This window comes from Enterococcus silesiacus (assembly GCF_001886225.1).
Lineage (GTDB): Bacteria > Bacillota > Bacilli > Lactobacillales > Enterococcaceae > Enterococcus_L > Enterococcus_L silesiacus.
This window is the reverse complement of sequence record NZ_JXLC01000026.1, coordinates 26,284-51,933: the sequence shown is the minus strand read 5'-3', so window position 1 is coordinate 51,933 and position 25,650 is coordinate 26,284. Positions and strand designations below refer to the sequence as shown.

At 34.8% G+C, this 25,650-nt stretch carries 27 protein-coding genes and 1 pseudogene; 5 read left to right on the top strand and 23 right to left on the bottom strand.

Features of this window, described 5'->3' with window-relative positions:
• Positions 1-111 precede the first annotated feature (111 nt).
• Positions 112-402 (bottom strand): annotated as a pseudogene (locus tag RV15_RS15080) (T7SS effector LXG polymorphic toxin); the annotation flags it as partial.
• Between the two features lie 228 nt (positions 403-630).
• Positions 631-936: a hypothetical protein gene (locus RV15_RS15075; protein WP_071878838.1), complete on the bottom strand. Its 306-nt coding sequence runs from the start codon at positions 934-936 to the stop codon at positions 631-633.
• Positions 937-1,303: 367 nt separating this feature from the next.
• Here RV15_RS15075 and RV15_RS15070 point away from each other — a divergent pair, with 367 nt between their 5' ends.
• A complete protein-coding gene (locus RV15_RS15070) occupies positions 1,304-1,786 on the top strand; it encodes a helix-turn-helix domain-containing protein (protein ID WP_083429212.1) in 483 nt (160 codons plus the stop codon).
• A gap of 68 nt (positions 1,787-1,854) precedes the next feature.
• On the opposite strand, the gene RV15_RS15065 is transcribed toward RV15_RS15070, so the two are convergent.
• The 19 genes from RV15_RS15065 to RV15_RS14975 all read right to left on the bottom strand — a co-directional run bounded on the left by RV15_RS15065 (position 1,855) and on the right by RV15_RS14975 (position 20,350).
• Positions 1,855-2,394, bottom strand: coding sequence for a hypothetical protein (locus RV15_RS15065; protein WP_071878836.1), 540 nt, complete (start codon positions 2,392-2,394; stop codon positions 1,855-1,857).
• A 158-nt stretch (positions 2,395-2,552) separates the two neighbouring features.
• On the bottom strand, positions 2,553-3,194 hold the full coding sequence (locus RV15_RS15060; RefSeq protein ID WP_071878835.1) for a hypothetical protein: 642 nt from the start codon (positions 3,192-3,194) through the stop codon (positions 2,553-2,555).
• Between the two features lie 297 nt (positions 3,195-3,491).
• Positions 3,492-3,818 (bottom strand): hypothetical protein, encoded by a 327-nt coding sequence (locus tag RV15_RS15055; RefSeq protein ID WP_139243048.1) that lies wholly within the window; start codon positions 3,816-3,818, stop codon positions 3,492-3,494.
• 385 nt (positions 3,819-4,203) lie between these two features.
• Positions 4,204-4,509, bottom strand: coding sequence for a hypothetical protein (locus RV15_RS15050; RefSeq protein ID WP_071878833.1), 306 nt, complete (start codon positions 4,507-4,509; stop codon positions 4,204-4,206).
• 15 nt (positions 4,510-4,524) lie between these two features.
• Positions 4,525-4,767, bottom strand: a complete 243-nt coding sequence (locus RV15_RS15045) for a hypothetical protein (RefSeq protein ID WP_071878832.1) — start codon at positions 4,765-4,767, stop codon at positions 4,525-4,527.
• A gap of 411 nt (positions 4,768-5,178) precedes the next feature.
• Positions 5,179-5,901: an enhanced serine sensitivity protein SseB gene (locus RV15_RS15040; protein ID WP_071878831.1), complete on the bottom strand. Its 723-nt coding sequence runs from the start codon at positions 5,899-5,901 to the stop codon at positions 5,179-5,181.
• Positions 5,898-6,212, bottom strand: a complete 315-nt coding sequence (locus RV15_RS15035; protein ID WP_071878830.1) for a hypothetical protein — start codon at positions 6,210-6,212, stop codon at positions 5,898-5,900. Before RV15_RS15035 ends, RV15_RS15040 begins: the two co-directional genes overlap by 4 nt.
• Complete coding sequence (locus tag RV15_RS15030; RefSeq protein ID WP_071878829.1) at positions 6,197-7,459, bottom strand: hypothetical protein; 1,263 nt, start codon at positions 7,457-7,459, stop codon at positions 6,197-6,199. The genes RV15_RS15035 and RV15_RS15030 overlap by 16 nt, the downstream gene beginning before the upstream one ends.
• Entirely contained in the window at positions 7,459-7,785 is a 327-nt protein-coding gene (locus RV15_RS15025; RefSeq protein WP_071878828.1) for a hypothetical protein, read from the bottom strand. Before RV15_RS15025 ends, RV15_RS15030 begins: the two co-directional genes overlap by 1 nt.
• Entirely contained in the window at positions 7,778-8,449 is a 672-nt protein-coding gene (locus RV15_RS15020; protein ID WP_071878827.1) for a DUF5081 family protein, read from the bottom strand. The genes RV15_RS15025 and RV15_RS15020 overlap by 8 nt, the downstream gene beginning before the upstream one ends.
• Before the next feature lie 5 nt (positions 8,450-8,454).
• Complete coding sequence (locus tag RV15_RS15015) at positions 8,455-8,757, bottom strand: WXG100 family type VII secretion target (RefSeq protein ID WP_071878826.1); 303 nt, start codon at positions 8,755-8,757, stop codon at positions 8,455-8,457.
• Complete coding sequence (locus RV15_RS15010) at positions 8,735-9,142, bottom strand: hypothetical protein (protein WP_071878825.1); 408 nt, start codon at positions 9,140-9,142, stop codon at positions 8,735-8,737. The genes RV15_RS15015 and RV15_RS15010 overlap by 23 nt, the downstream gene beginning before the upstream one ends.
• A gap of 72 nt (positions 9,143-9,214) precedes the next feature.
• A complete protein-coding gene (gene essC / locus RV15_RS15005) occupies positions 9,215-13,669 on the bottom strand; it encodes a type VII secretion protein EssC (RefSeq protein WP_071878824.1) in 4,455 nt (1,484 codons plus the stop codon).
• Positions 13,670-14,902, bottom strand: coding sequence for a type VII secretion protein EssB (gene essB, locus RV15_RS15000; protein WP_071878850.1), 1,233 nt, complete (start codon positions 14,900-14,902; stop codon positions 13,670-13,672). It lies immediately after the preceding gene.
• A gap of 3 nt (positions 14,903-14,905) precedes the next feature.
• On the bottom strand, positions 14,906-15,163 hold the full coding sequence (locus RV15_RS14995) for an EsaB/YukD family protein (RefSeq protein WP_071878823.1): 258 nt from the start codon (positions 15,161-15,163) through the stop codon (positions 14,906-14,908).
• The gene (locus RV15_RS14990; RefSeq protein ID WP_071878822.1) at positions 15,153-15,623 is read right to left on the bottom strand and encodes a type VII secretion EssA family protein; all 471 of its coding nucleotides are present in this window, start codon (positions 15,621-15,623) and stop codon (positions 15,153-15,155) included. The genes RV15_RS14995 and RV15_RS14990 overlap by 11 nt, the downstream gene beginning before the upstream one ends.
• Positions 15,620-18,943 (bottom strand): type VII secretion protein EsaA, encoded by a 3,324-nt coding sequence (esaA, locus tag RV15_RS14985; RefSeq protein WP_071878821.1) that lies wholly within the window; start codon positions 18,941-18,943, stop codon positions 15,620-15,622. The genes RV15_RS14990 and esaA overlap by 4 nt, the downstream gene beginning before the upstream one ends.
• 70 nt (positions 18,944-19,013) lie before the next feature.
• Entirely contained in the window at positions 19,014-19,316 is a 303-nt protein-coding gene (locus RV15_RS14980) for a WXG100 family type VII secretion target (RefSeq protein WP_025870697.1), read from the bottom strand.
• 293 nt (positions 19,317-19,609) lie between these two features.
• On the bottom strand, positions 19,610-20,350 hold the full coding sequence (locus RV15_RS14975) for a LytR/AlgR family response regulator transcription factor (RefSeq protein ID WP_083429210.1): 741 nt from the start codon (positions 20,348-20,350) through the stop codon (positions 19,610-19,612).
• Positions 20,351-20,609: 259 nt separating this feature from the next.
• On the opposite strand from RV15_RS14975, the gene RV15_RS14970 reads away from it, so the two are divergent.
• Both RV15_RS14970 and RV15_RS14965 read left to right on the top strand, forming a co-directional pair.
• Positions 20,610-21,329 carry a GNAT family N-acetyltransferase gene (locus tag RV15_RS14970; protein WP_071878820.1) on the top strand — a complete coding sequence of 240 codons (720 nt, stop codon included), beginning with the start codon at positions 20,610-20,612 and terminating at the stop codon, positions 21,327-21,329.
• 24 nt (positions 21,330-21,353) lie between these two features.
• Entirely contained in the window at positions 21,354-22,748 is a 1,395-nt protein-coding gene (locus tag RV15_RS14965) for a M24 family metallopeptidase (RefSeq protein WP_071878819.1), read from the top strand.
• A gap of 77 nt (positions 22,749-22,825) precedes the next feature.
• Here the strand turns inward: RV15_RS14965 and RV15_RS14960 are convergent, their stop codons facing one another.
• Positions 22,826-23,791, bottom strand: coding sequence for a 1-phosphofructokinase family hexose kinase (locus RV15_RS14960; protein WP_071878818.1), 966 nt, complete (start codon positions 23,789-23,791; stop codon positions 22,826-22,828).
• 62 nt (positions 23,792-23,853) lie between these two features.
• Positions 23,854-24,612, bottom strand: a complete 759-nt coding sequence (locus RV15_RS14955) for a DeoR/GlpR family DNA-binding transcription regulator (protein ID WP_071878817.1) — start codon at positions 24,610-24,612, stop codon at positions 23,854-23,856.
• Positions 24,613-24,805: 193 nt separating this feature from the next.
• On the opposite strand from RV15_RS14955, the gene RV15_RS14950 reads away from it, so the two are divergent.
• Positions 24,806-25,282 (top strand): PTS sugar transporter subunit IIA, encoded by a 477-nt coding sequence (locus RV15_RS14950; RefSeq protein WP_071878816.1) that lies wholly within the window; start codon positions 24,806-24,808, stop codon positions 25,280-25,282.
• Positions 25,275-25,577, top strand: a complete 303-nt coding sequence (locus RV15_RS14945; protein ID WP_071878815.1) for a PTS sugar transporter subunit IIB — start codon at positions 25,275-25,277, stop codon at positions 25,575-25,577. Before RV15_RS14950 ends, RV15_RS14945 begins: the two co-directional genes overlap by 8 nt.
• Positions 25,578-25,650: the final 73 nt, after the last annotated feature.

Sequence of the window (25,650 nt, the reverse complement as noted above, 5' to 3'; positions counted from 1 at the left end):
TTTATTTTTAATATTATTCACACCATTTTTGATTTTTTTGATATCGTCTAAACACGATTCTGCATAGAGTTTAATGTGCCAATAAACTCCTTAGACTGTGATACCTCATTACTAGAAGAGGAAATAAATGCTTTTTGTGGCACTGGTTACTTCTCTCTTATAGCTACTATCAATAATACAACTTGCATCATTGTCTACTAAACTACTAAATTGATCCATTGAGTAGGTAAAATTAGACTTTAAGTCTTCTATTATATTATCATAAACTTCAATCAAATTGTCATGTGTATGTGAAATATAATTTTTTGTAGCTTTCGCTCCATCGCCTTTAAATGAACTCATATCTTTAATTATACTCAATCCAGACTTTGTTTCTGAAATGGCTGACGTCTCTTTATCAGCATTTTTAGTGAAATCTTCTTTTAATAATTTTAATCCATGGGGACCGTGGGCTTTTTTATGTAAGTTCAAGTAGACAATATCGTCTTTTCCACGTAAACCAAGCGGCACAGCTAAGGTTTTATTAGCTGTATTCTGTTTAATATTAACAAAATAGAGAATAATATTAGGTGGATAAAAGAAAAAAGTAAAAAACTACTGAAAATAGTAATTTTTTACTTTAAGGATGACTCAATATTTAACTTTTTCTTTTTGTCTCAACTCTGTAATTTGTTTCTCCATTTCCTGCAATGCTTGTGAAAAGTCTTTATGAAATGTACAGAAAATTTGAGAGCATGCATAGTAATTACTTGCAATTTTTTTCTTGTTTACTGGTCTTTGTTTATCACTAAAAAAATTATTTAGTAGATTCAGTGCATTTTGCCAAGAATTGAGTTGTTCTAAAAGGTCATGTAATGAGTAGATATCTTGATGGCTGATACTTTTAATTGGTTGATTTCTGTCATTTTTAATAGTTAACTGCTTTATTGTATTCATTGTGATTCTCCTTCAAATTTTTTTGGAGAATTTCTTAAATGTATGATATACTCAACTTGTCTATGGTGGAGTTTTAATTTAAGAAATTCGTTTCTTATTTTTAGAGCTCTGCTTTTTGTTTTAATAATTCATGAATTCAAAATAAATAAACTTGTTTACTTAGGTTCATGTTAGATCACCTCCTTTAAATAGAGCCTTCTGTATTTTTAGACGTCTAGGATATAAGATAATAATTATTCCTATACAAAAGAATGTTTCTATTAACTTTACACTCTCATTATACATATTTCTATTTACTTTATCAAGCGTTGAAGTAAACATTTAAATACTTTTTTGAAAAATATTGTAAAACCTAGTATAGTAATACATGAAAGAAGGTGTTATTTTGGAGCAATTAGGAATCAATATTAGGAAATTACGTAAAGTCAGAGGTATGACACAGGAAGAACTGGCAGAAAATGCTAAAACAACGAAGCAAAGTATTTTAAAGATCGAAAAAGGAGAAACAATTCCTCTGAGTACGACTCTTTACGCGATTGCATCTTCATTAGGCACGACTGTTGAGACTCTTTTTAGTGAGAATATTGAGCTTAGTCAGACTTCTGAAAATATAGTTTTGGATGTTTTGAGGAAACAAGCCTCATTTAATGAACTACATAGAAATATTTTGGAAGACAGTAAAGACGATGAATTTGATAAAGTAAATTTAGAGAAGGAGAGGAAACTTCTTCTTTCAGAATTAGATATAGACAATCTAAGTAACAAAAAATTATATCAACTTATTCTATTGAAACAGAAATCTGAATTAGAAACTGCTCAAGAGAAATATTTAGAGACAAAATTTGTTTAATACAGAGGTAAAAGAACAGAACTGGCTTGGAATAATGCCAGTTCTGTTCTTTTGTCACTTTTTAGATGTTAGTAGGCTAGGTCTTCTTTTTCTAAAATCCCAGTTGTTAAATTTAACTTGAAATTAAACCTACTTCTACCATATTGATCCTCATGGTTTTTATCTCCTTCACACACCACTGCAATGTAGCTGGGAAATTCTTGAAAATATAATATTTCGTAGCCAAGTGGTTTTTCTACTTCATATAGGAATTCACCATCTAAATCTAATGCAATTACATCTTTTCTTAACTTATTTAACATCACTAAAAGTAAATTTTTAAAAGGAAAATAGCCAACTTGAACTAGTTCGTCAAACTTAAGAAATTTGGAAATCCCTTGGTGTAACCATTTGATTTCTCCAGTTTCAAGATTGTATATCATTCTACAAGTTCCATCTAACTCAAAGTAATGTACAGAGGTTTTTATAAAATTTTTACCTACTTCGGCATAAATTAATTTAGATTCTTCATTATAAGAGGCAAAGAATACGTTATTTAGTTTAATTTCAATTTTTTCTTCGTTAAAAGTCCAAGAGATGAGTTCACTACTGTATATTAAATTTTCCATTATAAATTTCTCCTTTATTATCTAAAAGGAATATTTATTTTATAAGTTTAGTTTATTTTAGAATATCTATTTTTTGAATCTGAATTAATACCACCTATTTGAGCACAATTGCAATACGGATAGAGTTCAACAAATAATATTAATCCATATACAAAGAATTATTTGTAGTCTAATACAATTAATTTTTCTGTATCTGTAAATGGATCACTAATAATCTTTCTTTCTAAAAGCTCTTTTTCATATAAGTCAACTAGATACAACACGTATACTTCATTAGCATATAGTGATAACAGCCATTCTGAGTCACTTGTACCAGGCTCCGTTTTAAAAATTAGTTTTCTGTCATTATTGATATATCCTTGGTACCAGAATCCGTGCTCTTCAAAAAAATAAATAGAATTACTATTTATTTTATTTACATAGGAAAAGTAAGATTGTGGGATTTTTAGTCTAGCCATATCTTCTTTAACTGTCTCAATAGTCCAATTATCTATATCATAATTTCTGTTTGGTATAACTATTTCAAATAAGAAATAGTTATTAAGTTCTTTAAAGAATAAATAATTTTCGGCAATTTCTTTATTCTCAAACTGTTTTAGAACTTCTATTTCAGCTGTATTTCTTTTTTCTAATTTATAAAGAAAATAACTCCATTTTCCGTGTTCAATAGAAATTCCATAATGATTTTCTAACGGTATAGATTTATCTTTTCGATCATCAACATACAGTTTATTATCTTCTTCAACAACTAAAATATCTTTCTCAGCTAGTAGCTTTATAATATTTCCATGTGATAACATTCAGTTACCTCCTTATTTAATTGGTACAATATAACCGTATTTTAAAAGATTGTCTACATTTGCTTCTACCATATTTCCTTTTAAATCTGGGATTTTAAAATTAGTATAGCTAAACTTTCTGCAAATGAAAAGTACCCATGGATACTCTGAAATTTGTTCCTGAAAAAGAATAAATGTTAAAAATTTTTAATAAGCCATGAAGCTATCTCATTTCAAGAAAATGCTTCATGGCTTAATTTTATAAAGATTAGTATCTGATAGAAAAAATTTTGAGTCAGGAATATCAATATATCTCAGTTAGAAATCTGAATAGGGAAATTCTTCTAAATCAATTGCTTCGATATTTTCACAATAAAAACTAATATATTTATATCCATCTTTTTCTCCATACCCGCTATCATCGTGTACGTGGAATCGCATATCCTCAGAGTAGTCATTGCTTACATCTTTCATATCCTCTACAATTAAATTATTAATAGGAGAATAGTTAATTTCTTTCAAAGATAAGTTTCTTACGTTTACAAATTTTAATTTTTCTAGAAAAATTTGATTATTTGTCGTGTTAGCAATTTTAGTATCTATATTTAATACTGTAAGTTTTTCGTTAAAAATATTCTCTTCCACACAAAAATCTATTCGCATGATTTGTTTATTATACCACCCTAAGTTAGTATCTCTTTTCTCTTGTATTTTTTCATATCGTAGGTGAAATCATCGCCAATCTGTTTTTTGAACTCAATGTATTCCATTTTTAACTGTTTTCCTAAGGGAGTTACAGGTTCTAGTAAATCAAGCCTTAACAGATGTTATCGATAGGATTTGTGTAACCCTTGATTGTCAGGCAAGGGACATCGTGGAATTTGTTTTAGAAAAGAAATAAGCTTTTAAAAATAAAAGCAGAACTGATTTGAAATAATGTCAGTTCTGCTTTTGTATCATTTTTCTTCATTTGGCATGTTTCTTAATTTTTTTGAATAGGTCAAGCAACAAAAAATCAGACTACGTTTCTTTATAAATCTGTATTTAAAATATTCCATGTTATGTCTTTTGCTTTATCAATAGGTTCGTTTAATAACATTCTTTTATCGTAATCATTGTCCCAAATATAAAATTCTCCTAATCCTCCTCTAGGTGGATATAAAGAATCATTGATTTTACGTATTTCTTCTAGATCATCAATATTTTTACATTTATCTAGTTTGTCTAAAATTAATCTAATAGTTGATATTTGTGGAGTATTCGAATAATCTCCATAGAGAATTAAGCTTTCTAGGAGTATATGATACTGCGTTTTTAAAATACTGATTTTTTCCATTTTTATTAACCTCTTTTATTTTAATATAGATTCACTAATAACCTCTACACCTTTAATTTTCCATGGTTCAGATACAAAAATTTGAGTTTGCTCTAAACCACCAGCATAAAGACCATCCTGTAATCCTACCGGACCTTCATAGATTACTGTACCTTTTGGAATTTTAACTTTATACATTGCATTAACAACAGACTGTCCTTCTAAAGCTCCAGTTTTTGGATTAATCCACTGCGGTTTAACAGCTGTATCAATACGCACTTTTGCAACTGACTCCGGTGATTTCGATGTAAACCATTGTCTTAACCCATTTTTTTCATTTCCTGGAGAGGAAACTTCTTCTTTCGAAATTAGATATAGACAATCTAAGTAACAAAAAATTGTATGAACTTATTTTATTGAAACAGAAAACAAAGTTAGAAATTGCTAGAGAGAAGCATTTAGAAACTAAATTTGTTTCAGATAGAGTTTAAAAAGAACAGAACTGACTTGAGATAGTGTCAGTTCTGTTCTTTTGTCATTTTTTAGATGTTGCACTCTTAATTTGTACTATGCTTACATCTAACTTTTTATCTATAATTTGAATATTTGTTATTTTTAAGTCTGTAATCTTTAACTACTTTATTATAAAAAATGTGTTTAATATGATTGGTTTTAATTTTCAAAAGTTATTTATATCTTGTTTTTTATATAGAAAGGAGATACATCATGTGTAGCTTGTTTACTAAAATCATCTTCCAAGGGCATGATATCTAGAACCATATCTTTGGCTAAATATTTTTTTACAACACTATTTATATCATTTATAAACACATTTATTCCAACATCTGATTCAATTATTAATAACAAATTGGGCAATTCATTTTCACGAACAATTTGAAGAATATAGGCCTTTTTTATATATTGATGACGTTTGAATACTTTAATTAATTTTTTTATTAAGTCTGTAGGGGTTTCTTTTGGAATACCAGTATATACTTTCTCACCTTTTTTTAATTGATCACTTTCAACGATTCCCATCTGTTCTCGGTTCAAAACGATATTATACGAATTTGGATTAATCACTACTCCATTCCATACAGGGTTACTGAGTAGTAACTTTTGATAGTCTTCCCAATTTACTAGCCAGCCATCAACATGTTCAAAGTTTGGAAAACTTTTTAAGTCTACCCATTCTGTAAATAAGGGGATATATTTTTCTCCATTTGTTTGTTGTAGATCTAGGATGCTTATTTTGATATTTTCATCATTGTTGTCTTTAACAATAGGTATCAATAAAGTACTTTTCTTTAAATATTTAAAAAAATTAGTTTCTGATTTGTCAGTATTTGTAGCTTTTAACTGTTCAATAATACTATTTAACTTTTCATTTTTTAAAGGTTCATTTATATTCATAATTCATTCTCATCTTTCGCATAATATTTTCCATCAGAAAACTTTCTAACAAAACCTGGTGCAGGAAAATCTGGATAATTTACTTCCCACAGAGTACCACAACAATTACAAACATACCATTTATCAGCAAACCATTCTATAACTTCATTTTGTCCTACTCCAACATAATATGGATGAGTAACTTTTTTTGATGTGAATATTTTATTTTTAGTTTGTGTTAAGAAAAAAGACTTTATTTCATTAAAACAATCAAGTGATGTTATCTTTGTTCCAGTTCTTTCACTGCAATCACATTTTATTTTCCGAACCAACTTGCATCCACCTCCGGAATGTATATTTGATTTCCCCCACCGGGTAATGTACCTACTCTGTTACCAAGGCTATCCTTTATTATTTGAGGTCCTGCAGTTCCTTCGTAGATAACTGTTCCCTTTGGTACTGTCACTTCAGTAACAGTAGTTGCCGTGTTCCCCCATTGTGGATTCAAAGCAGAATCCAATTGTGACTGTAATCCACCATTTTGAGGAGTTCTAGATATGTATCTGCCTACTTCACCTGCAGAACCTCCTGAAGTCCTATACATAGTGGTATCTGTTGTTAATACTGTTTCTGTATACGTCCCACCCGTAAAAGTATCGGCTACACCGTCATCCAATGGACCTGCTTTTCCTGGATAATATTTAGTTCCAACTTCTTTAGGCTTCTTAGAAGGAATTTTAACTTTCCCCTTAAAGAAACTATTATAAGCGGTAAGTCCAGCAAAAGCTAGGTTCATTGCACCAAATAATCCAGATAATACCTTTTCTTCACCTGACAACTTTCTTCCAGTTAAAAGACTGTTACCAGTTGCAGCGCCCCAAAATCCTTCTAATGCACCTACACCCGACATACCTAGTGAAATAATCGGTCCAATAACAGGGATACTTGTTACAGCTACAGTCAATGCAAAAGCGGCAGTTCCTTTAGCTAATGCTTCTAAAAAGGAATCATAATCGTAACTAGCAAGATTCATCGCCATCATTTGGTATTCTTCATAGGTGAAATCATCACCAATCTGTTTTTTGAACTCAATATATTCTCTCTTTAACTGTTTTCCTAACGGAGTTGCAGGTTCTAGTAAATCTTTTAGTGTCACAATACCCGATTGACCAGTAGAGAAATTACCTGATTTTGCTAAAGACCCAGTAGCTGCTGTACTATACCCTTTGATATCAACGTTACTCATTGCACCTAAAAAGTCATCTAATTTCATATTGAAAGGGAGATCGATATCGTTTTGAATAGATATAGGAGCATTTTTTGAATATTTGTGAAGTGTTTCAGTTAAAGTAGGAAAAGAAGCTAATTGATATTTTCCTACAGAATCCGTATCAAAAACAGAATTGATTTCTCCATCACTATCATATCTACTGATAGTGTCTTCTGCATCTGTGATGATATCAAAACTATCTTTGATTAAAGTCGCGATAGAATCAGCTGCTCCACCACCAGCGTTTAATCCAGCAATAGCACTAACGTCCTGTTGCCAATCTGCTTGAATACAATTTACTTTACTCATTAATAAATCGTCCCTCCTTTCACTTTAGCACTGTTCTGAGCATTTTCAGCAACTTTACTTGCGATATAATTATCTGTGTCTTTAAATTCGTTGGCTGTAAACTCTACTAGTGAAGCCATTCTTTCATAATGCTGAACTAAATCACTAATTTTTACAAATGCCATAGGATATATCGCAAATTTGTCTAATGCCATTCCTGATTCATAGAATCCAGTTTGTTGAAGTTCTGTGGCTGCTGTTACAGCTTCATTTAATATAGAACTTGTAGAACGGAGTAACGATACTAAGTCAGACATCTCGTCTGCACTAACCTGTGTTTTAGTCAAACCAACCTCCTCCTTTCTCATATTCGATACCTAATGTATCAACCACTCGTTTATTCAATAATTCTTGACTTGTATGATAAATTTTCTTAGTTGTTACATCTATTTCAATCAATTTTTCTTCTTTTATGAAAAACAACCATTCTTTTACGGTACTGATTTTAGCATCATGAACTTTTATTTCACCGATTGAAAGGAGCTGTGAATCCACTGCTTCCAAAAGTGTTTCTTTTTCTTTGTTGTTGATTATTTCGTTATGAACAACTGGATTTTTTCCTGATTCACCTCTTAAAAGTTCATTTGTCAGATAGACTTCTTCTAAAAATTGTTGTCTCGTAAATTGGGTGAAGAGATAGCCATCTTCTCCTTTAATAATTCCTATCCCTTTAGTATCATAAAATGTCATAAAGCAATTATTAACGAAAATGTACTTTTGATTTTTGCTGTATAATTCTAAAAAACGGATGACATCAGCGCCATGTTTCGTCAAATTATTTTGTGCATCAATAATTTCTTTCTTTTTAAGTGATTGTTCTGCTTTTTTACTGGATTCAGTAGGGGATAAAGAGCAGTCTTGAATTTCAGGACATCCAACTAAGAGTCTTTTGTCTATGGATTGGAGTAAAATGAATAGTTCTTCGGGTGTAAAGCTTTCTTTTATTGTCATAATTATCAAAGTCCTTTAACTGCTTGAACTTCTCCGGAAGCCTCAAATTTTTTGATATTTTTTTTCAAGTCTTTTAATACTTTTTCGTGTTTTTTAAGTCCTTTTTCAATATCTTTGTGATATTTAACAACAATATCCAAATAGGCGGCACAAGAATCTTTTGCTTCACCTGACCAAACAGCGCCACCGTGTAATTTGTTATTTACAAGTTGCGCTTTCTGCAAAGCATCACCTACTTTTTCTTGAATCAATGTTGCTTTTGTAATTGCATCTGCTAATTTTGTATCATCTATTTTTACGTCGCTCACGTTCTTCATCCTCTTTTCGTTTCTTTTCTGCTCTGACAGCGTCGTTGTGTTCTTTTTCCCTCTGTTTTTCAGCTTCGTATTTTTCTGCATACTCTTGTGCGACTTCGCTTGCTCTTTGTTGAGCCTGAGTTAGACTTTCTTGGTTTTGTTTGACCTTATTGATATAAGATTGTAAGTTTGCAGCGATCGACTTTGCTGAAGTCACGTAATGTTTAGACGGTAAATCACTTGCTGACATTTCAGGCGCTTGGGATTTGTAGGTTGTTAGTATAGTAGAAGTACTTTTAGATTTTTTTTGATGATCAGATAAAAGTGATTTTAATTCTGATGCTAATTTTTTATAATTATCTCGTTGTTCTTTATAGAATCCAGTTTGAAATGCCATAGTAAAACTCCTTATTTTTATTTTAAGCAGGAACCAAAATAAGTAATTTTGGTTCCTATTTTCTTATTTATATCATCGACAACATTTCATTTTGTAGTAAACATTATTGGTATAGAAATAAGCTTCATCTACTTCAAGCAAAGGTTCATTCGCTTGATATGGTTTTTCAAAGATTGTTTGATCGGCTTTTCTTAATCCTAAAATTGCTTGTTTGGTATTTGTTTTGATATATTTTGGAATTGCTTCGTAACCACTTAAGAAATTCAAGTAAGAGTACATCACTAAGTGAATACCAACTTTTGGTGCACGTTCGTAAATAGCAATAAATTCATCGTCTTTAATCCCTGACTCTTTCACGAAATTCGCCATATTATCAATTAAGACGACCCATGCATCCGTATTGCCACTTTCTTGTCTACGCTCGATTTCAGCAAGTAACATTTCTGAGAATTGTCCAACTTGTTCACCAGAAACATATGTTGAAATGCGTTCTTGATATTGATTTAATGCACCTTCTGTATCAATGGCTAATAATTTTACATTATCCATTTGACTAACAGTAGAGATCATTTGTTTTTGCAATAATGTTAGAACTTCTTCACGATCACTGAAAGCTACAAGATGTTTCATTTTAGCTAGGTCAATTGGGACAGCTTCAACTTCTTCATAATCAACGCCTAGAGGGATTAGCTGATTATTCATAGCATATTGAACTGATTTTTTCCGCTTGAAGCTTTCAAAATCAAGGATATCAGGAACCATCGGAATCGGTTCAGGTCTTTCACCAGTCCAATGTTCATCCATCTGCGCTACTTCTTCTTGAATCGCTTCAATGATTTGTAACGTATCTTCGCCATCAGCTGGTAATGCTGCTTGGAATAATTCAGGTTCTTCTAACTTAATCAAGCCACGACCAGGCAAGTCATCAATCGTCAATGTTGTACGTCCAACTATGGCTCTAGGTTCTGAATCGTCAATCATTTTCAACACAATTTGCGTCTTGATATTACTTGAAAGTGTTGCTCTGATAGAGTTTTGTCTACCTGCAGATAGAAGTAGATGAAGTCCAACACCAGCACCTTCACGCGCCACTTGTGTAATGACTTTTTCAAGGATATCGTTGAATTTTGTATCCTTCATTCCTTCAAAACCATCTAACAAGATAAGGATAATCGGTTCTTCTTTCCCACTAGCTCGTTCATACATATCCAAACTTGCCACAGAAAACTCACTCAATAACTTCTTACGTCGTTTCAATTCATCATTAATCCGTCTCGCAAACTTCTCAATTTTCTCTTCTTCATCAATACTCATCGTATCTGCGACATGCGGTAATTTCTTCAACGGCAGAAGTCCATTTGTCCCAAAGTCCAATAGATACACATTTAGTCTTTCTGGACTATGCACACGTGCTAAATCCATCACAACCGTCTGCATAAACGTACTTTTCCCATACCCAGGACTACTAAACACGGTCATATGACCTTCTTGCGTCATATTCAAACGCAAGGTATTCTGCGCCTGCATACTCGGCACATCCACCACACCCAAAACAGGCTCAAGCGGCTGTTTCTCTGTCAACCATTCTTCTCTAAAGTCCACAGGATGAAGGGTAGAAGAAGCAATCCGTTCTTCCAACGGCGGTAACCAAGGACGAGGAAGTGGGGTAATGTTTTCCCGTTCCGCCACTTCATGAATCCCATCAATAATGGCATCGAGTTCTGTCGGAATCTGCTTCACATCATCCGCATTTTCCAAGCCACTTAAATCTTCACTCAAAATCTCATACTGACCAAGGTCGTTAACCAAGTAAATCGTATGATCTTCAATCTGTTGGTCATCTTTCTCAGGCTGATAATCCGCACCACTCCAAGCACTTTGGAACAATTCATAAATCTCATTATTCCCAACTTGCAAGTAGGCACGCCCAGCTTGGGTGATTTCCGCCGCATCTGGTGTTTTCAACATTTCCATTGAATCGGCTTTATCCGCCACTTTCAATGCTAATTTAAATTTCGAGTTACTCCAGATTTGGTCATTGACCACACCACTTGGTTTTTGTGTCGCAAGAATCAAGTGAATCCCTAACGAACGCCCAATACGAGCAGTAGAAACAAGTTCTTTCATAAACTCAGGCTGTTCTGATTTTAACTCCGCAAACTCATCACTGATCAGGAAGAGGTGAGGCATCGGCTCGTCAACATCGCCACTTTTATATAATTTTTGATACTGATTGATATGATTCACGTTATTCTCCGAGAAAAGGCGCTGACGGCGTTTTAGCTCGGCGTTTATAGAGATTAAGGCGCGCATACTTTGAGCGCCATCTAGGTTGGTAATACTCCCTAATAAGTGAGGGAGGTTACGGAACAAGTTTGCCATTCCCCCACCTTTGTAGTCAATCAGTAGGAAAGCTACGTCGTAAGGATGGAAATTCACGGCTAAACTCAAGATATAACTCTGTACGATTTCGGATTTACCAGAACCTGTTGTCCCAGCGACTAACCCATGAGGTCCGTGGGCTTTTTCATGTAAGTTCAAGTAGACAATATCGTCTTTTCCACGTAAACCAAGCGGTACAGCTAAGGTTTTATGTGGCGAATGTTCCGCCCAACGTTGGGTCACATTAAACTCATCAAATTTCTCGATACCGTACATTTCTAAGAACGTCACGGCTTCTGGAATACTTGATTTCAAGTTTTGTAGGTGATTCAATGGCGCAAGCAGTCTTGGCAATTGTTCTTTATTAAATGCTGCAGGGAAGTGATCCAATTGGAACGATTTGTTCATCAATTTGCCTTCTTCTAATAAAAGAACCCCTGTGTTACGGTCACGGATATCGATAACAGTTTTGATATTATCCGATAAACTACTCATGACATCTTCCACGAAAATCACGCTACAACCAAGCTCACTCGGATCTTCATTGAAGAATTCCATAATGACATGATCCAAAATCAACTTTTCATCGGTGATCATTACCACATAATGAGGGGAGAAGATCGTACTATCCCGACTATTGCGGTTTTCTTCCATCGAATTTTTACGGTTTTTCAAAATTTGATTCAAGCTATTTAACACTTGATCTCGGCTCCGTTGGTTATAGACAAACCCACGCACGTTCACATCCTGCATCGTTGCATGAGGCAACCAACGCATCCATTCCCACAGGTCTTTTTCCGCTTCTGGGAAAATCGAGATAAATTGTAAATCATGGTAACTATGGAACACTGATAACTGATTAACCAGTAAATGAAGCTGTTCTAGCACTAAGTTTCTAGGTCCAATATACCCAACAGGTCCATTGACTAAATTCGCCACGATTGGCATATCCTCAAGCTCTAAGCTCTTCGTATAAAGCTCATAACCACTTTTTTCTAAATCATCCGTTTCTTTGCCACGTTCTTTGTTAGAATAGGTAATTTCACTTGATGATTGCAGTGTTCCCAATCCTAAACGATAGAACAGGAAGTCAAAGTGCAACGGCGTTTTTTCATAAATTCTTGGGCTGTATGTTTTCGTCATATCCAATAATTCTGAAACGTTTGGATAGTGGTAGAGTTGTCCTTGTTTTTGTTCTTGATTCAGTTGATGTAACTCTACCGATTTATCCACTAAGTATTTCTTATAGCTGACAGTGCGGTCGATCAAGCTTTGTTTGTGTTCTTTTTTCGTTTTAAAGTAATTCGTGATCGAGAAAATAATTGTGATCAAGGTCGTTGCAGCACTGGCTAAGACGAATAAGCCATTCGGTCTGAAAAAGGCCATTGCTACAGTTACCATCAACATCACGATCGGTGGTAAGATCGTTTTGATCAGTTGGTCTTGTTGTTTACTGTTTGGTTCACTTGGTGCATTGATCATCATTTTTTCTTCTGGTTCACGGTAAATGATTCGTGGTGAACGGTGGAAATCTGGGTAATCTTCATAGACATCATAACGAGACGTATAAATTTCACATAAGTCAGATTTGACGATCGTGCCTTCTGTAGCATGGATTTCATGCGTAAAGACTTTCAAGGTGTGGTGTAGGAAAGACAGTTCGTCTCCTTTACCAAGTAAATAGTCGGTGCCAGTAAAGAGCTGATTATTGATCATCAATTCACCAGAAAGCACCGTTAACAACCATTGCTCGTCTTGTTTTTTCAAAATAGCGGAAAGTGGCTCGGCTATTTTGTCATTTGACAATTCAAGTGTTGCGCCTTTGTCCGTACTTAAGATGATTTCTTTTTTGTCTAATAAATCGAATACATGTAATTTCGTCACAGGTGCTAAAATAACTGTTGCTTCTTGGTCATCTGATAATGAAAAGGTAAGGGGCGAGCCAAGGGATAAAACATGCTCTTGGCCTTGGTGTGTCACTACCCACTCGTCTTGCTTTTCGATGGTTAGTTCATCTGCTTCTGTTAATAATGGTAAGTGAAGAGCGGCTTGATTGTCTGAACCGATCTGTTGTGTTTTCTCTTCATCAAGGATCAATTGATAGCGATAGCCTTGAAGGTAGATGATGGCTTGTGTCTTGGTCATCTAATTTCCCTCCTGAACAGTCGATCCTTGTGTTTGTTCAGCTTCTTCAGCAGCGTTCACACTTTCGTCACGTTTTTCTTTGTATTTTTTGTAGTCGGCTTCTAATTTGCCAATGGTTTCTTCTTTTTCGGTACCAGTCATTTTCGTGTCTTTTCTCACTTGTTCGATTTTTTGGGTGATCCCATATAAAATCAAATCAGAATCTTCTAAGTTTTTCGCTACATCTAGCGCTTCGTCCAGATTTCCACGGCCATTTTCGATCCAGTAGTCTAGATAGTTTTCATCAGAACGTAAGGTTACGTTGTTTAAGATGACTTTTTTCTGTTGCTCTTGTAAGGCTTCACCTTGAATAAAGCTAAAGGCTAATTCATATTTTTGTGTAAATGGAATGCTCGTTGTTTTAACTGGTTCTAAGGTTGTGATCACAGCTTCATAGTCATTTTTCAAGAAAGCTGTATCTGTGTCTTGCATGCGATCCAAAAATGGTAAACGGAAAAATAGTAAGTAAACTAGAGGGATCACTAAGATAGCAGAAAGTACAGTCATCCAAATTGATAATTGTTTCATCACTTGGAATTTCGTTTTGCTGACTTTTTTGGTTGTTTTTGCAGCGTGCTCGACTGTTTGGTCGTACATTTGCACCAAGTATTGTCTGATGTCTTCAAAGCTTTCTTTTTTCAAGATTGTTTGGACAAATTCTGAGCCTTTTTTGATTTCTAATTGGCCTTCGTATAATTTGGTAAAATCGTCTTTCTTTTCAAATAAGGCGATGATCAAGCTTTTGTATTGTCTTAATAGTAGGTCATTGTTTGTCACTTTAGGCGGCATTTTTCCAGTAAGTCCGCGATAAGCGATTTTTGGCTGTAAGTTGTAATCAAACAATAAATTTTCGGGATGGATAAAGAAGGTAAGAGGTAAATCTAATAATTGCTCAACGGCAGCCATATTGGCCATCGCCCGTAATTTATCTTCTTTTGAGCCAGCTTTTAATTCACCAAACGTGATCCGTTCTTTCGGTAATTCATAAGTGAAGGTCACCGCATCTTCTTCCCAGTGGATGCTTGTATCCATCAATAGAGGATGTGCGACTTTCAATAAAGCTAAATCCTTTTCCTCGCTAACTTGGACTTCTGATTTTCTTAAGGCAAGCTGCCAGTTTTCTACCGTTTTCTTAAACTCATACGTATGTTTTTCAATTATGACTGCTACAGTGGTTTCTTTTATATTTTCCATCATTTACTCCCCCAACACTTCGATTATATCGCCATCAGCAATTGGAAAATCTTTTAGTTTTTGTTCTTCATCTAAAAGAATTCCTTTATTCAACACTTTGATTTGGTATTTTTTAACGTCTTTTTCTTTGCCGAAAATTTGGTTTAATTCCCGAATAAACCGAAAAACAGTAATGTTGTTTGGGATTCGTAAATCGACCATTTTTTCTTTGTTTTTTTGATATAGTAAGGTGACATTGATATGTTCTGTATTATCTGCCATGATTTTGTCCTCGTTTTCTGTTGTGATACAAAAATAAGGTAACAACTGTCACTAGTGCTAAACCTAAAATTAATGGGAATAACGCAGGAGGAGAAGAAACTGTGGAGCTAGTTTCTTCTCTTTTTACTGCTGCGTGATTATTTTCATTTGCTGCAAATAGCTGAGTAGCATCTAATTCTTTTACTTTTGCAGCTTTGGTTAGGAATAGGTTAGACATGTCTTCTTGTTTTTGTTTTTCTGCCAACGCTTTAGCATTGGCTGTTTTTTGGATCATTTCATCTTCGAATAAACGGTCTTCAGCGACAAAGCTTTTAGTTTTCCCATCATCGACTTGTTCTTTATTCAAACGATCTGTTTTTAATTCTAGGTTGTTATCAAGTAAGGTTTCATCAGCTTTGGCTGTGTCTGAAAAGGAAAAGAGACATATTCCTAGTAAAAGTAAGAACATCAGCTTTTTCATTTCGGAGTCACTTCCTTTGCTTTGCGTTTTGGTTTCCAAATGAAAATATTACATGCAATCAAGGCTGCGATGGCCAACAGATATAAAATGATCTGAACAATATTCAATGCATTTTTTGCCAGAATATCTGCTAAGTTATTTTCACCGATCGACAATGGATTGACCGAGCGAATCAGGTCGACCATTGGATTATTGCCTTTGGTTTTACCGATCGCATTGGTGACAAAGACGTAGCTGATAAATAGGAAGAGACTTAAGGCAAAACCAGCGATATGGAATTGCTTCAATGCATAGTGATTTAATAATGAGAAGATCAGCATAAACAGTACGATCATCATGACCCAAACGATTTGAGACTCTTTCACGATGCCTAATTCACTGATGCTTAGAATTCCTAAAATCAAACCAATGCCGATTGCGCTAAGACTGAGAAGTAGTGTTTCTAGCATGTTGTCTTTCAGCCATACTTTTTCTCGTTTGAACTTGTTTTTGACTTTTCTTGCGACAGGTTGCGTTGCAAACAGGTAAGCGATAAATAAGCTCAAGGTATACATGATCAAAATCCAAGTAAATGGTTCATTGATTTCAGTCGTTTTGATTGTTGCTTCTGATTTTCCGTTAACCGGGTTTGCGATAAATTGTAGTAAGGTGTTATTTGGTACGCCATCTTTATGCGCATTGTTCAACACTTTGATGAACGCTGAGACGAAATCATTGTTGTTTGCGAGTTCTGTATTTAGGTTATCCATGATGACATCCGCATTTGCAGATAGGTCCTCACCATTTTTTTGAGCAGTTTGTACGTCTTTATCAAATGAATCAAACACATTACGTACATCAGAAGCTTCTTTTACATTCGTTTCGGAAGCGTCTTTTACCATTTTAGTTTGTTCATTTAAAGCCTCTAAAGAAGCTTTAAGACTCTCTATTCGTGAATCAGTCTCTTTATTAGTAGAGTCAACGAGTTTTTCTCCGGCTGTCATTTCCTGAGACGTTTTACGCCAGTCCTCCATTTTCACTAATTGACCTGCGACGGTTTCATTTAATGTGAGACTGTTTTCTTGAATTTTTCCTAATCTAGTACTAGCATCTTCTGCTTGTCTTTCCATATCAGTTGCTTTTCGTTGTAAGTCTATCAGTTCTTCTGATTGTTTCCTGTAATGACCGCGATCAAAGGTTTCATTGATTAATCCTTGCAGCACATCTGTTAGCGGCATTGACAGTAAATCATGAAATTCTTCAAAAGGATAATCTTGAAATTCTTTTAATTCGGCATCAACTGATTTGTATAATTCTAAAACTTTACCGACTTCTTCAGAGTATTTTCGTTTTGCTCCTTGATAGTCTTGATTGAGGAAACCAGATACATCGACTTTATAAGGGAATGTTACGCTAACTGCTGTGCCTGTAGTAGGTGTCTCTGGTTCTATAGGAACTAGAGGGACGTCAGTATCGTCGGCTTCTCTCTTTTCAGGTGTACTCGATTCGGTCGTTTCTTGTTTTTCTTCATCGACTGTTTCTTCTTTAACGATTTTTGTAGTTGTAGTTGCTGGAAGCATCCGGTTGATGTCCATCACTTTACTAATCTGTAGATCAAACTGCGGACTTCCATTGGTTGTCTCGTCATAATCTTCTTTGATGTTGTAAGATATTGTGATATCTTTTTGATATTTTGTTAGATTAAAAGTGTACGTACCTGTTTGAAGAGGTGAATCAAATCTACCGCCATCTTTTACTCCATAGATTGACGTTACTTCAACATACTCTGGAATGGTAACTGCTAATTGACCTTCTTCCATTTCAGTAAAGGATATTGTGAACTCTCCTCTTCTTGGAAGTCTATCCCATTCGTTTTCCAGACGATCATAGGCATATTTTAAGTCTCTATAGTAACCGTTGGTAGGCTCATCTACGAAATTCAATGTTTTGATTTCTTGCCCTTCAGGGTATTGATTTCTTTGGTTGATTTCATTAATTGTTTCGTTAATAGCATCTACTTTTTCAGAAATCCCCGTCTGCATTGCGATGATTTGATCCAAAGGTTGTTGATCACCATAAGGGACTCTAGGGTAAGTATAGATTGGATCTAAATTTAGAGAAATCCCTGTATAAGGTAATGAACCTAGTCGTTTTTGCATTATTTTTAAATGATTTTTGTTGAATGTTTCAATATTTTTAACACTTGCTAAATGCTCATTTCCTTTTTTCTTTAAAGCATCACTTAAACTAATTTCAGGATAGTCATCTTCTTCAAGGTTTCGATAGCCAAAATAGGAATAAAAATATTCTTTATACGTTTTAAAATAATTTAAATTGATTTGTTTTAAATTCTCCAGCTGAGCATCAACTTCTTCTTGTGAAGCGGCTAACTGTTCTTGTAATTCTTTGGTTTTTTGAACATATTCTCCATCTGCTCCAACAGCACCGAAGTCGTTTTGCATAGCATCATTGACACTTTTGATCGTTCGATATAGTTCGTCTGTTTCTGAACTTAAGATACTGTCATCCATGGCCACTAAAATAGCCAAAAATTCTTCATAGGTAATTTTGCCATCCGCTCGTTGTTTTAATAATTCTTCGAGTGTTGTTGCCTGATCACCATGGCTAGATACTAGCGATTCAGTACTTTTCGTATAATTAGTCAATGTATCAGTTAAAAGATTGTTTGTTTCTAATGCATTTTTTGACTGTGATGTAATAGAAGGCAAATACTCCTTAAAGCTGATTGTTGGCTGGTAAAGAATATCTTGAAACTTGCCAACTGAATCGGTTTGATTTGTATAGACTTTTTCAATGTTTCTTTGAGCGGTATACAAATTGTCCACGATACTGACTACATATAAATCCACGAGTTGCTGGTTCAGATCATTGACGATTTTTCGGCCAACACTTCTAGATTCATTTTCCAAAGTAGCATTTCCATTTGCATTGATTTTATAATTGACCTGAACTTTTTCAGGTGCTTCACTATCTAGTTCTAAAAGCTTGCTTGAAAAATTGCTTGGAATCGTAACAAGTAAGTTATAAGTGCCGTTTTTTAACCCATTTTCTGCAATTCCTCGACTAACGGTGAACCAGTTATAGGCCGCATCTTTTTCTATTTTCTTTACATAATCTGCGCCGAGGTTATAGTCTATGTTATTTTTGTTAATCCCGTTATCTTCATTTACTAAAGCAATATTTAACCGCATATCTTGTTCTTCTTTTGCTTTATTTGCAGAGATATCGGTAAAATCTCGATTCATAAATATCAGCATAATAAGTAATATTACGACCATCCAAACAGACTTCAACAGATAATATAGTTTTTTACTGTTCATTTATCATTCTCCTAAAAAAAGAGGAACAGTGAGGAGCAAGTGCCCTCCCTATTCCTCAGTTATGTGGTTCTTATAGACCTCTTCCGATTGCTGAAGAGATATTTTGATCTGTTTCTTCTACAATGTTGGCAACTTCGTTCAATTGTTTATTGATTTGATCTAATAACTCAGCGAACTCAGTTACTTTTGGTTTTAAAGCAGTAAATTGATCGTTAAAGCTATCAAAACCGCTACCTTCCCAGTTACCTTGAATTGTATCTTGCTCTGCTTGTAATTTTTGTAAAATATCTTGAACTTGTTGCGAACCATCCGTATATTTTGTTGAAGATGTTCTTAGTTCTTGTGGGGATAATTTAATTCTATCGCCTGCCATTTGTCATTCCTCCAAATCGTTATTGTTAGAGGGCATTGATAATGCCCGCTAGTTACCTAAACGTTACCATAAAATAAGAGTTGGCAAAGACTTAATGTAAAAACTTGCATGTTTTAAGTAAAAAATAACGAAAATAATAGAATTATAAATTATCTTTAGGATTGTTTTTTATCTTCATCTGGATTTTATAGTGTTCTATTAGTCTGAAAAACAAAAAAATAAGAATGATAAGTCCCTCAATAGAGAAAAGTATTTATCATTCTTATTTTGAAAATATGGTCAAAACTGTAGATTTACAATGATTGTCCTGATTTTAGAAAAATAGTATACGTTTGCTTTAGTTCATCTTTAAAGGTTCTACTCATTGGTAAAGAAACAGTGTTCTCTTGCTGGATATTATTTTTAAACTGTTTGACGAATACTTCATTTTTCATGACTTCAACGATATAATTTAAATTCACAACATAGCTGCCGTGTATTCGGGCAAATAAATCTTTATTTAATTTATCTATAATTTCAGCCATTGTTAAATATGTTTTATACACTTTTTCTGTTGTATGAATGTACGCGATTCGTCCGCTTTTGACGATATAGATGATGTCGTCCATCGCTAAGACAACAAGTTTTCGGTTAAAAGAAAATTCAAAGTAGGCATGAATGGCGTTAAAATAGCGATTAGATCGATCGATTATTTCTAGCAGATATTCTTGAGAAATTGGCTTCAATAGATAATCAAAAGCCTGTACTTTAAAAACCTCAGGCATGCGCTGAATATCGTCAGAAACAAAAATAATCAGTGCTTCTAAATCAAGTGTGCGTATTTGCTGCGCTAATGCGATACCGTCCATTTCGTTGATTTCCATAGAAATAAAGTAGATGCTATAGTTTCTTTTGCCTTTTTCTTTAAGATGTCTTAGTAATTTTTCCCCATTACTGAAGAAATCAAACTCATATTTGTGAGAATAGCGTAGTGCTATCGTTTTTTCGATTTTTCCCATTTCTCTCTGGTTATTATCACACAATGCAATCTTCAATGGCTCATCTCCCTTGAGTGTAAGATCAATAATGTATGGTATGTGGTAATTATTTTTTTTAACAATATATTTTTATAGATTTTAATTATAGCATATTTTTAGTACAGAAATTCTCAAAAATTGTACTAAAAACATAGTTTTTAGATAATTATTATAATGATTAAAAAAATATTTATTTTAATGGAAAATACCAGGAACCTCTCTCTATAATTGGCTTCCTTTTTTTGTTAAACTAAAGGAAGTGACAGGAGGAAATGAAATGAAGGTACAACTGAACTACAATTCATACAATCAGCCAATCGGTTCTCCAGTGTCAGACTGGTCAACAAGAGAGTATCCGTCAAAAAACATGTTAGAAGGAATGTATTGTCGCTTAGAAAAGGTAGAGTCAAGCAAACATGTTGAAGCGTTATATCAAGTATATGGACCGGAAAGTAAGGCTAAAAATTGGACCTATTTACCATTGAATCCGTTTGAAAGCAAAGTAGCTTTTTTGTCCTATTTAGAAACAATCAGTCGCTCTCAAGATCCTTTTCATTATGCAATTATTGATAAGGCTAGCGGGAAAGCACTGGGTACGCTAGCACTGATGCGGATAAATGCAGAACAAGGGTCAATCGAAGTTGGTTTTGTGATTTATTCTGATGCATTAAAAAAAACACGAATAGCGACAGAAGCGCAGTATCTTTTAGCCTGTTATGCGTTGGACGATTTAGGCTATCGACGGTACGAGTGGAAATGTGATGCGTTGAATGAACCTTCTAGAAAAGCTGCACTACGTTTAGGTTTTACATTTGAAGGGATTTTCCGCAATGCTTTAGTGTACAAGGGGCGAAATAGGGATACCGCTTGGTTTTCTATCATTGATAGTGAATGGCCGCAAGTAAAAATGCGGGTGGAATCGTGGTTGGAACCAACCAATTTTACAGCTGAAGGAGAGCAAAAAAGACGTTTACATGAGTTTTTAGTACAAAAATAGTTTATTTGAAAGGAAGTCATTAACATGAAAGAATCAAACATTCAATTAGCAAAGCTTTCTAAACCTACGATTTTTCCAGGTGTAGCGCCAGTCTTTTTATCGGATGCAACGATGAATGAGCGGAAACAAAAGGTTTTGGACAATATGAAATCAGAAGGTTACGATGCTCTAGTGATTTATGCGGATAAAGAGCATGGGGGCAACTTTGAATATTTGACTGGCTTTATTCCTCGTTTTGAAGAAGGCTTATTGGTTTTGGAGGATACAGGTAAATGTACACTGATTCTTGGAAATGAAAACTTAAAAATGGCCCAGGTTGCTCGGGTCGAAAATCAGTTGATCCATTGTCCATTGTTTTCTTTACCAAATCAGCCAGTGGATAATGAAGCGAGACTGGAAACTATTTTTGAAACGATTGGCTTGTCTGAAAAACGCCAAATCGGTGTTGTCGGCTGGAAAATGTTTACTACAGCTGAGTCGGACAATAAAGCCTACTTTGATCTTCCTTATTTTATTATTCAGGCACTTTTAACAAGTAAACATGAACAGGCTGTTGTCAAAAATGCGGCTCATTTATTTATTGGAGGAGATAAAGGCGCTCGCACGACTCATAATGTGAATGAAATCGCCCATTATGAGTACGGTGCTAACTTAGCTTCTAGTTGTATTTTAAATGCAATGGATGCAGTGGCTATAGGCCAAACGGAGGCTGTCTTAGGGAACGAGTTGACAGCTGAAGGGCAAACAAATACGGTTGTTACGATTGCAGCAACCGGGAAGCGATTTGAATACGGAAATGTTTATCCCACACACAAAAAAGTAGCGCTAGGAGATCCGCTGTCTTTAACAACGGCATACAAAGGTGGTTTGTCTAGTCGAACTGGTTTTGTCATAGAAAATGCAGAGCAGCTTCCTGAAAACCAGCAAGATTACTTAGAGCGAGTTGCCAAACCTTACTATCAGGCAGTGACTACTTGGTTGGAAACGATAAAAATCGGAATGCAAGGAAAAGAGCTTTATCAAGCGATCGAAACCGTTTTTCCTAAAGCTGACTATCATTGGCATTTAAATCCTGGACATTTAGTATCAGATGAAGAATGGATGTCTTCGCCGATTTATGCTGAATCTGAAGAACGATTGAAGAGTGGCATGATTTTACAAATCGACATTATTCCATCTGTGGCAGGCTATGCAGGAGTGAGTGCGGAAGAGTGTGTTGCGTTGGCTGATGACAAATTACAAAAGCAAATTAGAGAAGAGTATCCTGCGTTATGGGAGCGAATCATCACGCGGAGAAAGTATATCAAGGAAATATTAAAGATCGATTTAAGTGAAGATATTATTCCGTTGTCTAATACTGTGGGATATTTACGACCGTTTTATTTAGCAAAAGATCAAGCTTTCAGCTGGGATAGGTAGTTTAATCATATAGATAGAATAAGGAGCTCTTCTTTAAAATGATGAAGAGCTCCTTATTTTATTTTGTGCGCTCATTGTTACACGTGAAACATTTGTTCTATTTCATGTATAACAATGTTATGTTTCAATGTGTCAACAATTTCAACTGAAACATAACCAACCGCTTGTTCAAGAGCATTACTCATACCGCAAGCCATCCCGTAGCGCAAAGTTTCTTCTATAGAAAGACCTTGGTCTATAGCAAATGCAACACCGCCCACGGTAGCATCGCCTGATCCTGTAGGATTAATGATATCGATAGCAGGTATGCCAACATCAAAGATTCGTTCATGATATTTTGCTACGGCACCCTCTCCGCCACAAGAAACTAGAATAAACGGAATTCCTACTAATAGCGGATGATTTAGCTGTTCGATAACGTCTTGTTTGCTTGTCAGCGGCCTATTCACTAGTTCTGCAAATTCATGAATATTAGGTTTGATAAAATAAGGTTTAATTGTGCCGTTTACGACATTTTGAAGCTGTTTTCCTGAAATATCCGTTAGAATTTTTACCGTTGGACCAAGCTGATCCTGTAGTTGTTGTAAATAATCTTGGTACAAATGCTCGTTTTTAGTATTAGCAGAACCACATAAGGCAATGACGGGCGCCTCTTTTTGTTTAAAGGAAAAGTCGATCACAGTATCGATTATTTTTTTTGCAGTTGTATCGGTAATCTCAGGGCCGAGCTCTACGATTTCCGTTTGGTTTTTCTCTTGGTCCATCACAGTCACCGCGTTTCTTGATTCGCCAGAGATGGGGAAGAAGGCTGATTTAAATGGCTCCTGCTCAAGTTCAGCTTGAATAAATTTTCCGTTGATTCCAGCTAAAACTCCAGTGGTAGTTACGTCTCCGCCTAAAATCGCCGCAGTTCTTCCGGCATTGATGCCTTTTCCACCAATCGCTTTGATGGGATTGTTACAGCGGTTCATTTCTCCTAAAACAAATGTGTCGGTAAAATAAATAGAATCTATCGATGGGTTAAGTGTCACGGTTAAAATCATTGTAGTTTCCTCTCCTTCAAAAGCCTGCTAATCTGGGCTTTTGAAAGTTCAGACAAACCCAGTTAGCTTTTCTTGTTTAATAATTTTCCATAAGATTGATAAAAATTAAATGTTTGCTCATCCATTCTGTCGTCAGTAATCACATAGTCTAAATCGGATAATTTGTAAAACGTATACACATCACTAACATTGAATTTTGTGCTGTCCGCCACAACAACTTTTTTCTTGGCATTTTTAAACGCGGCCCGCTGCACACCGCCTTCTAAATAGTTAGAAGTGGTCACATTATTGTTATAGATGCCGTTTGTTGCAGCAAACGCAATATCAATGTTGATCGTTTCAAATGTCTGCTCTGCGTGCTCTCCGATAAATTCTTCTGTAATCGGTGTAAAATCCCCTCCAGTCAACAAGATCCGGTAGTCTGTGTGTTCAATGATATAGTTGAACGCTAACAAACTATTGGTAACGATCATTAAATTTTGCTTCTTGATAAAAGGTAACGCATATAAAATAGTTGTTCCTGCTCCTACAAAAACAACCTGATGATCCTGGATCAAAGAATTCATGATTTTTCCGATATATTCTTTTTGCTCGATATGTAGATTGATTTTTTCGTGGGTAGCTAGTTCTTTATCTTTTCGATCGATTTTTTGCGCGCCACCATATAGACGAACTAATTGATTAGAATCGCTCAGTTCATTGATATCTCTACGAATCGTCATTTCAGAAACGTGTAATTCTGTTGCTATATCGGACACAGTCATAAATGTATTTTTTTCCAGTAATTCTAAAATATGTGCATGTCGCTCTCTTTTTAACATAAAAAGTTCTCCTTTTTTGTTCGGGAATGTTTATCTATTACATTTTAAACGTAAAACGAACAAAAAACAATCAAAAGAAAGCGTTGACAAACCTTTATACAAGTTGTATTCTTTTTGTATAAACAAAGTTTAACATATGTTTACAAAGTTGAACACAAAAAGTTTGATTAAGGATTAAAATGGAGGGGAAATCATGAATACACAGCAAATGTTTCAACCAGAATTGATCGATTTAAAAGTTACGGTGCAAGATGAAGAAGAGCTATTCGAGCTTATTGCAAAGCGTTTAAAGCAGGTAGGATATGTAAATGATGGATATTTGGAGGGAATCAAGTCTAGGGAAAAAGTATTTCCAACAGGATTGATTACTGAATATCTTAATATTGCGCTGCCGCATTCTGACACGAAATATATTGAAAGGCCTTTCATATATATTATAAGAACAACAAAGCCGATCAAGGTCAAACAAATGGGAGATAATCAAGAGATGGAGGTGAGAGATTTATTTTTTTTAGGAATCAAGGAACCCTCGAAACAGGTTGGCTTACTACAAGAGTTAATGGTCTTATTTCAAAATGAAGCATTTGTTTCTGAATTACAAATGACAACAGAAATTGAGGACATGTTCAAATTATTCATGAACCAATGGGAGGAAGTAAAAAATGGCTAGAAAATTAATTGTGGCATGCGGTAGTGGCGTAGCAACGAGTACGACAGTTGCGGAAAAAATCAAAAGTAAGTTTGATACGGATCATATTGATTATCCTGTAGAAGCGGTGGATTATAAGTCTATTTTACAGGAGTTACCGAATGCGGATATTTATGTTTATATCGCAAAACCAGATGAAGAAGTACTGCAAGAAGCAGAAAAACTAGGAATTTCTGTTTATGCGGGTGTTCCATTTTTAACAGGCATGGGCGTTGACGAAATCTATGAAGGAATCGTTAAGGATACAAGGAAATGAAAAAGGAGCTCGGATTATGACGAATCCGAACTCCACGTAAATAATAATACAAACTAATCATACCAAAAAATCA

Excerpts from the sequence above, each read along its gene's own strand:
- RV15_RS15075 (WP_071878838.1), bottom strand. The coding sequence starts at position 936 with ATGAATACAATAAAGCAGTTAACTATTAAAAATGACAGAAATCAACCA.
- RV15_RS15070 (WP_083429212.1), top strand. The coding sequence starts at position 1,304 with ATGAAAGAAGGTGTTATTTTGGAGCAATTAGGAATCAATATTAGGAAA.
- RV15_RS15065 (WP_071878836.1), bottom strand. The coding sequence starts at position 2,394 with ATGGAAAATTTAATATACAGTAGTGAACTCATCTCTTGGACTTTTAAC.
- RV15_RS15060 (WP_071878835.1), bottom strand. The coding sequence starts at position 3,194 with ATGTTATCACATGGAAATATTATAAAGCTACTAGCTGAGAAAGATATT.
- RV15_RS15050 (WP_071878833.1), bottom strand. The coding sequence starts at position 4,509 with ATGGAAAAAATCAGTATTTTAAAAACGCAGTATCATATACTCCTAGAA.
- RV15_RS15040 (WP_071878831.1), bottom strand. The coding sequence starts at position 5,901 with ATGAATATAAATGAACCTTTAAAAAATGAAAAGTTAAATAGTATTATT.
- RV15_RS15030 (WP_071878829.1), bottom strand. The coding sequence starts at position 7,459 with ATGAGTAAAGTAAATTGTATTCAAGCAGATTGGCAACAGGACGTTAGT.
- RV15_RS15020 (WP_071878827.1), bottom strand. The coding sequence starts at position 8,449 with ATGACAATAAAAGAAAGCTTTACACCCGAAGAACTATTCATTTTACTC.
- RV15_RS15010 (WP_071878825.1), bottom strand. The coding sequence starts at position 9,142 with ATGGCATTTCAAACTGGATTCTATAAAGAACAACGAGATAATTATAAA.
- essC (WP_071878824.1), bottom strand. The coding sequence starts at position 13,669 with ATGACCAAGACACAAGCCATCATCTACCTTCAAGGCTATCGCTATCAA.
- essB (WP_071878850.1), bottom strand. The coding sequence starts at position 14,902 with ATGGAAAATATAAAAGAAACCACTGTAGCAGTCATAATTGAAAAACAT.
- RV15_RS14995 (WP_071878823.1), bottom strand. The coding sequence starts at position 15,163 with ATGGCAGATAATACAGAACATATCAATGTCACCTTACTATATCAAAAA.
- RV15_RS14990 (WP_071878822.1), bottom strand. The coding sequence starts at position 15,623 with ATGAAAAAGCTGATGTTCTTACTTTTACTAGGAATATGTCTCTTTTCC.
- esaA (WP_071878821.1), bottom strand. The coding sequence starts at position 18,943 with ATGAACAGTAAAAAACTATATTATCTGTTGAAGTCTGTTTGGATGGTC.
- RV15_RS14980 (WP_025870697.1), bottom strand. The coding sequence starts at position 19,316 with ATGGCAGGCGATAGAATTAAATTATCCCCACAAGAACTAAGAACATCT.
- RV15_RS14970 (WP_071878820.1), top strand. The coding sequence starts at position 20,610 with ATGAAGGTACAACTGAACTACAATTCATACAATCAGCCAATCGGTTCT.
- RV15_RS14965 (WP_071878819.1), top strand. The coding sequence starts at position 21,354 with ATGAAAGAATCAAACATTCAATTAGCAAAGCTTTCTAAACCTACGATT.
- RV15_RS14960 (WP_071878818.1), bottom strand. The coding sequence starts at position 23,791 with ATGATTTTAACCGTGACACTTAACCCATCGATAGATTCTATTTATTTT.
- RV15_RS14955 (WP_071878817.1), bottom strand. The coding sequence starts at position 24,612 with ATGTTAAAAAGAGAGCGACATGCACATATTTTAGAATTACTGGAAAAA.
- RV15_RS14950 (WP_071878816.1), top strand. The coding sequence starts at position 24,806 with ATGAATACACAGCAAATGTTTCAACCAGAATTGATCGATTTAAAAGTT.
- RV15_RS14945 (WP_071878815.1), top strand. The coding sequence starts at position 25,275 with ATGGCTAGAAAATTAATTGTGGCATGCGGTAGTGGCGTAGCAACGAGT.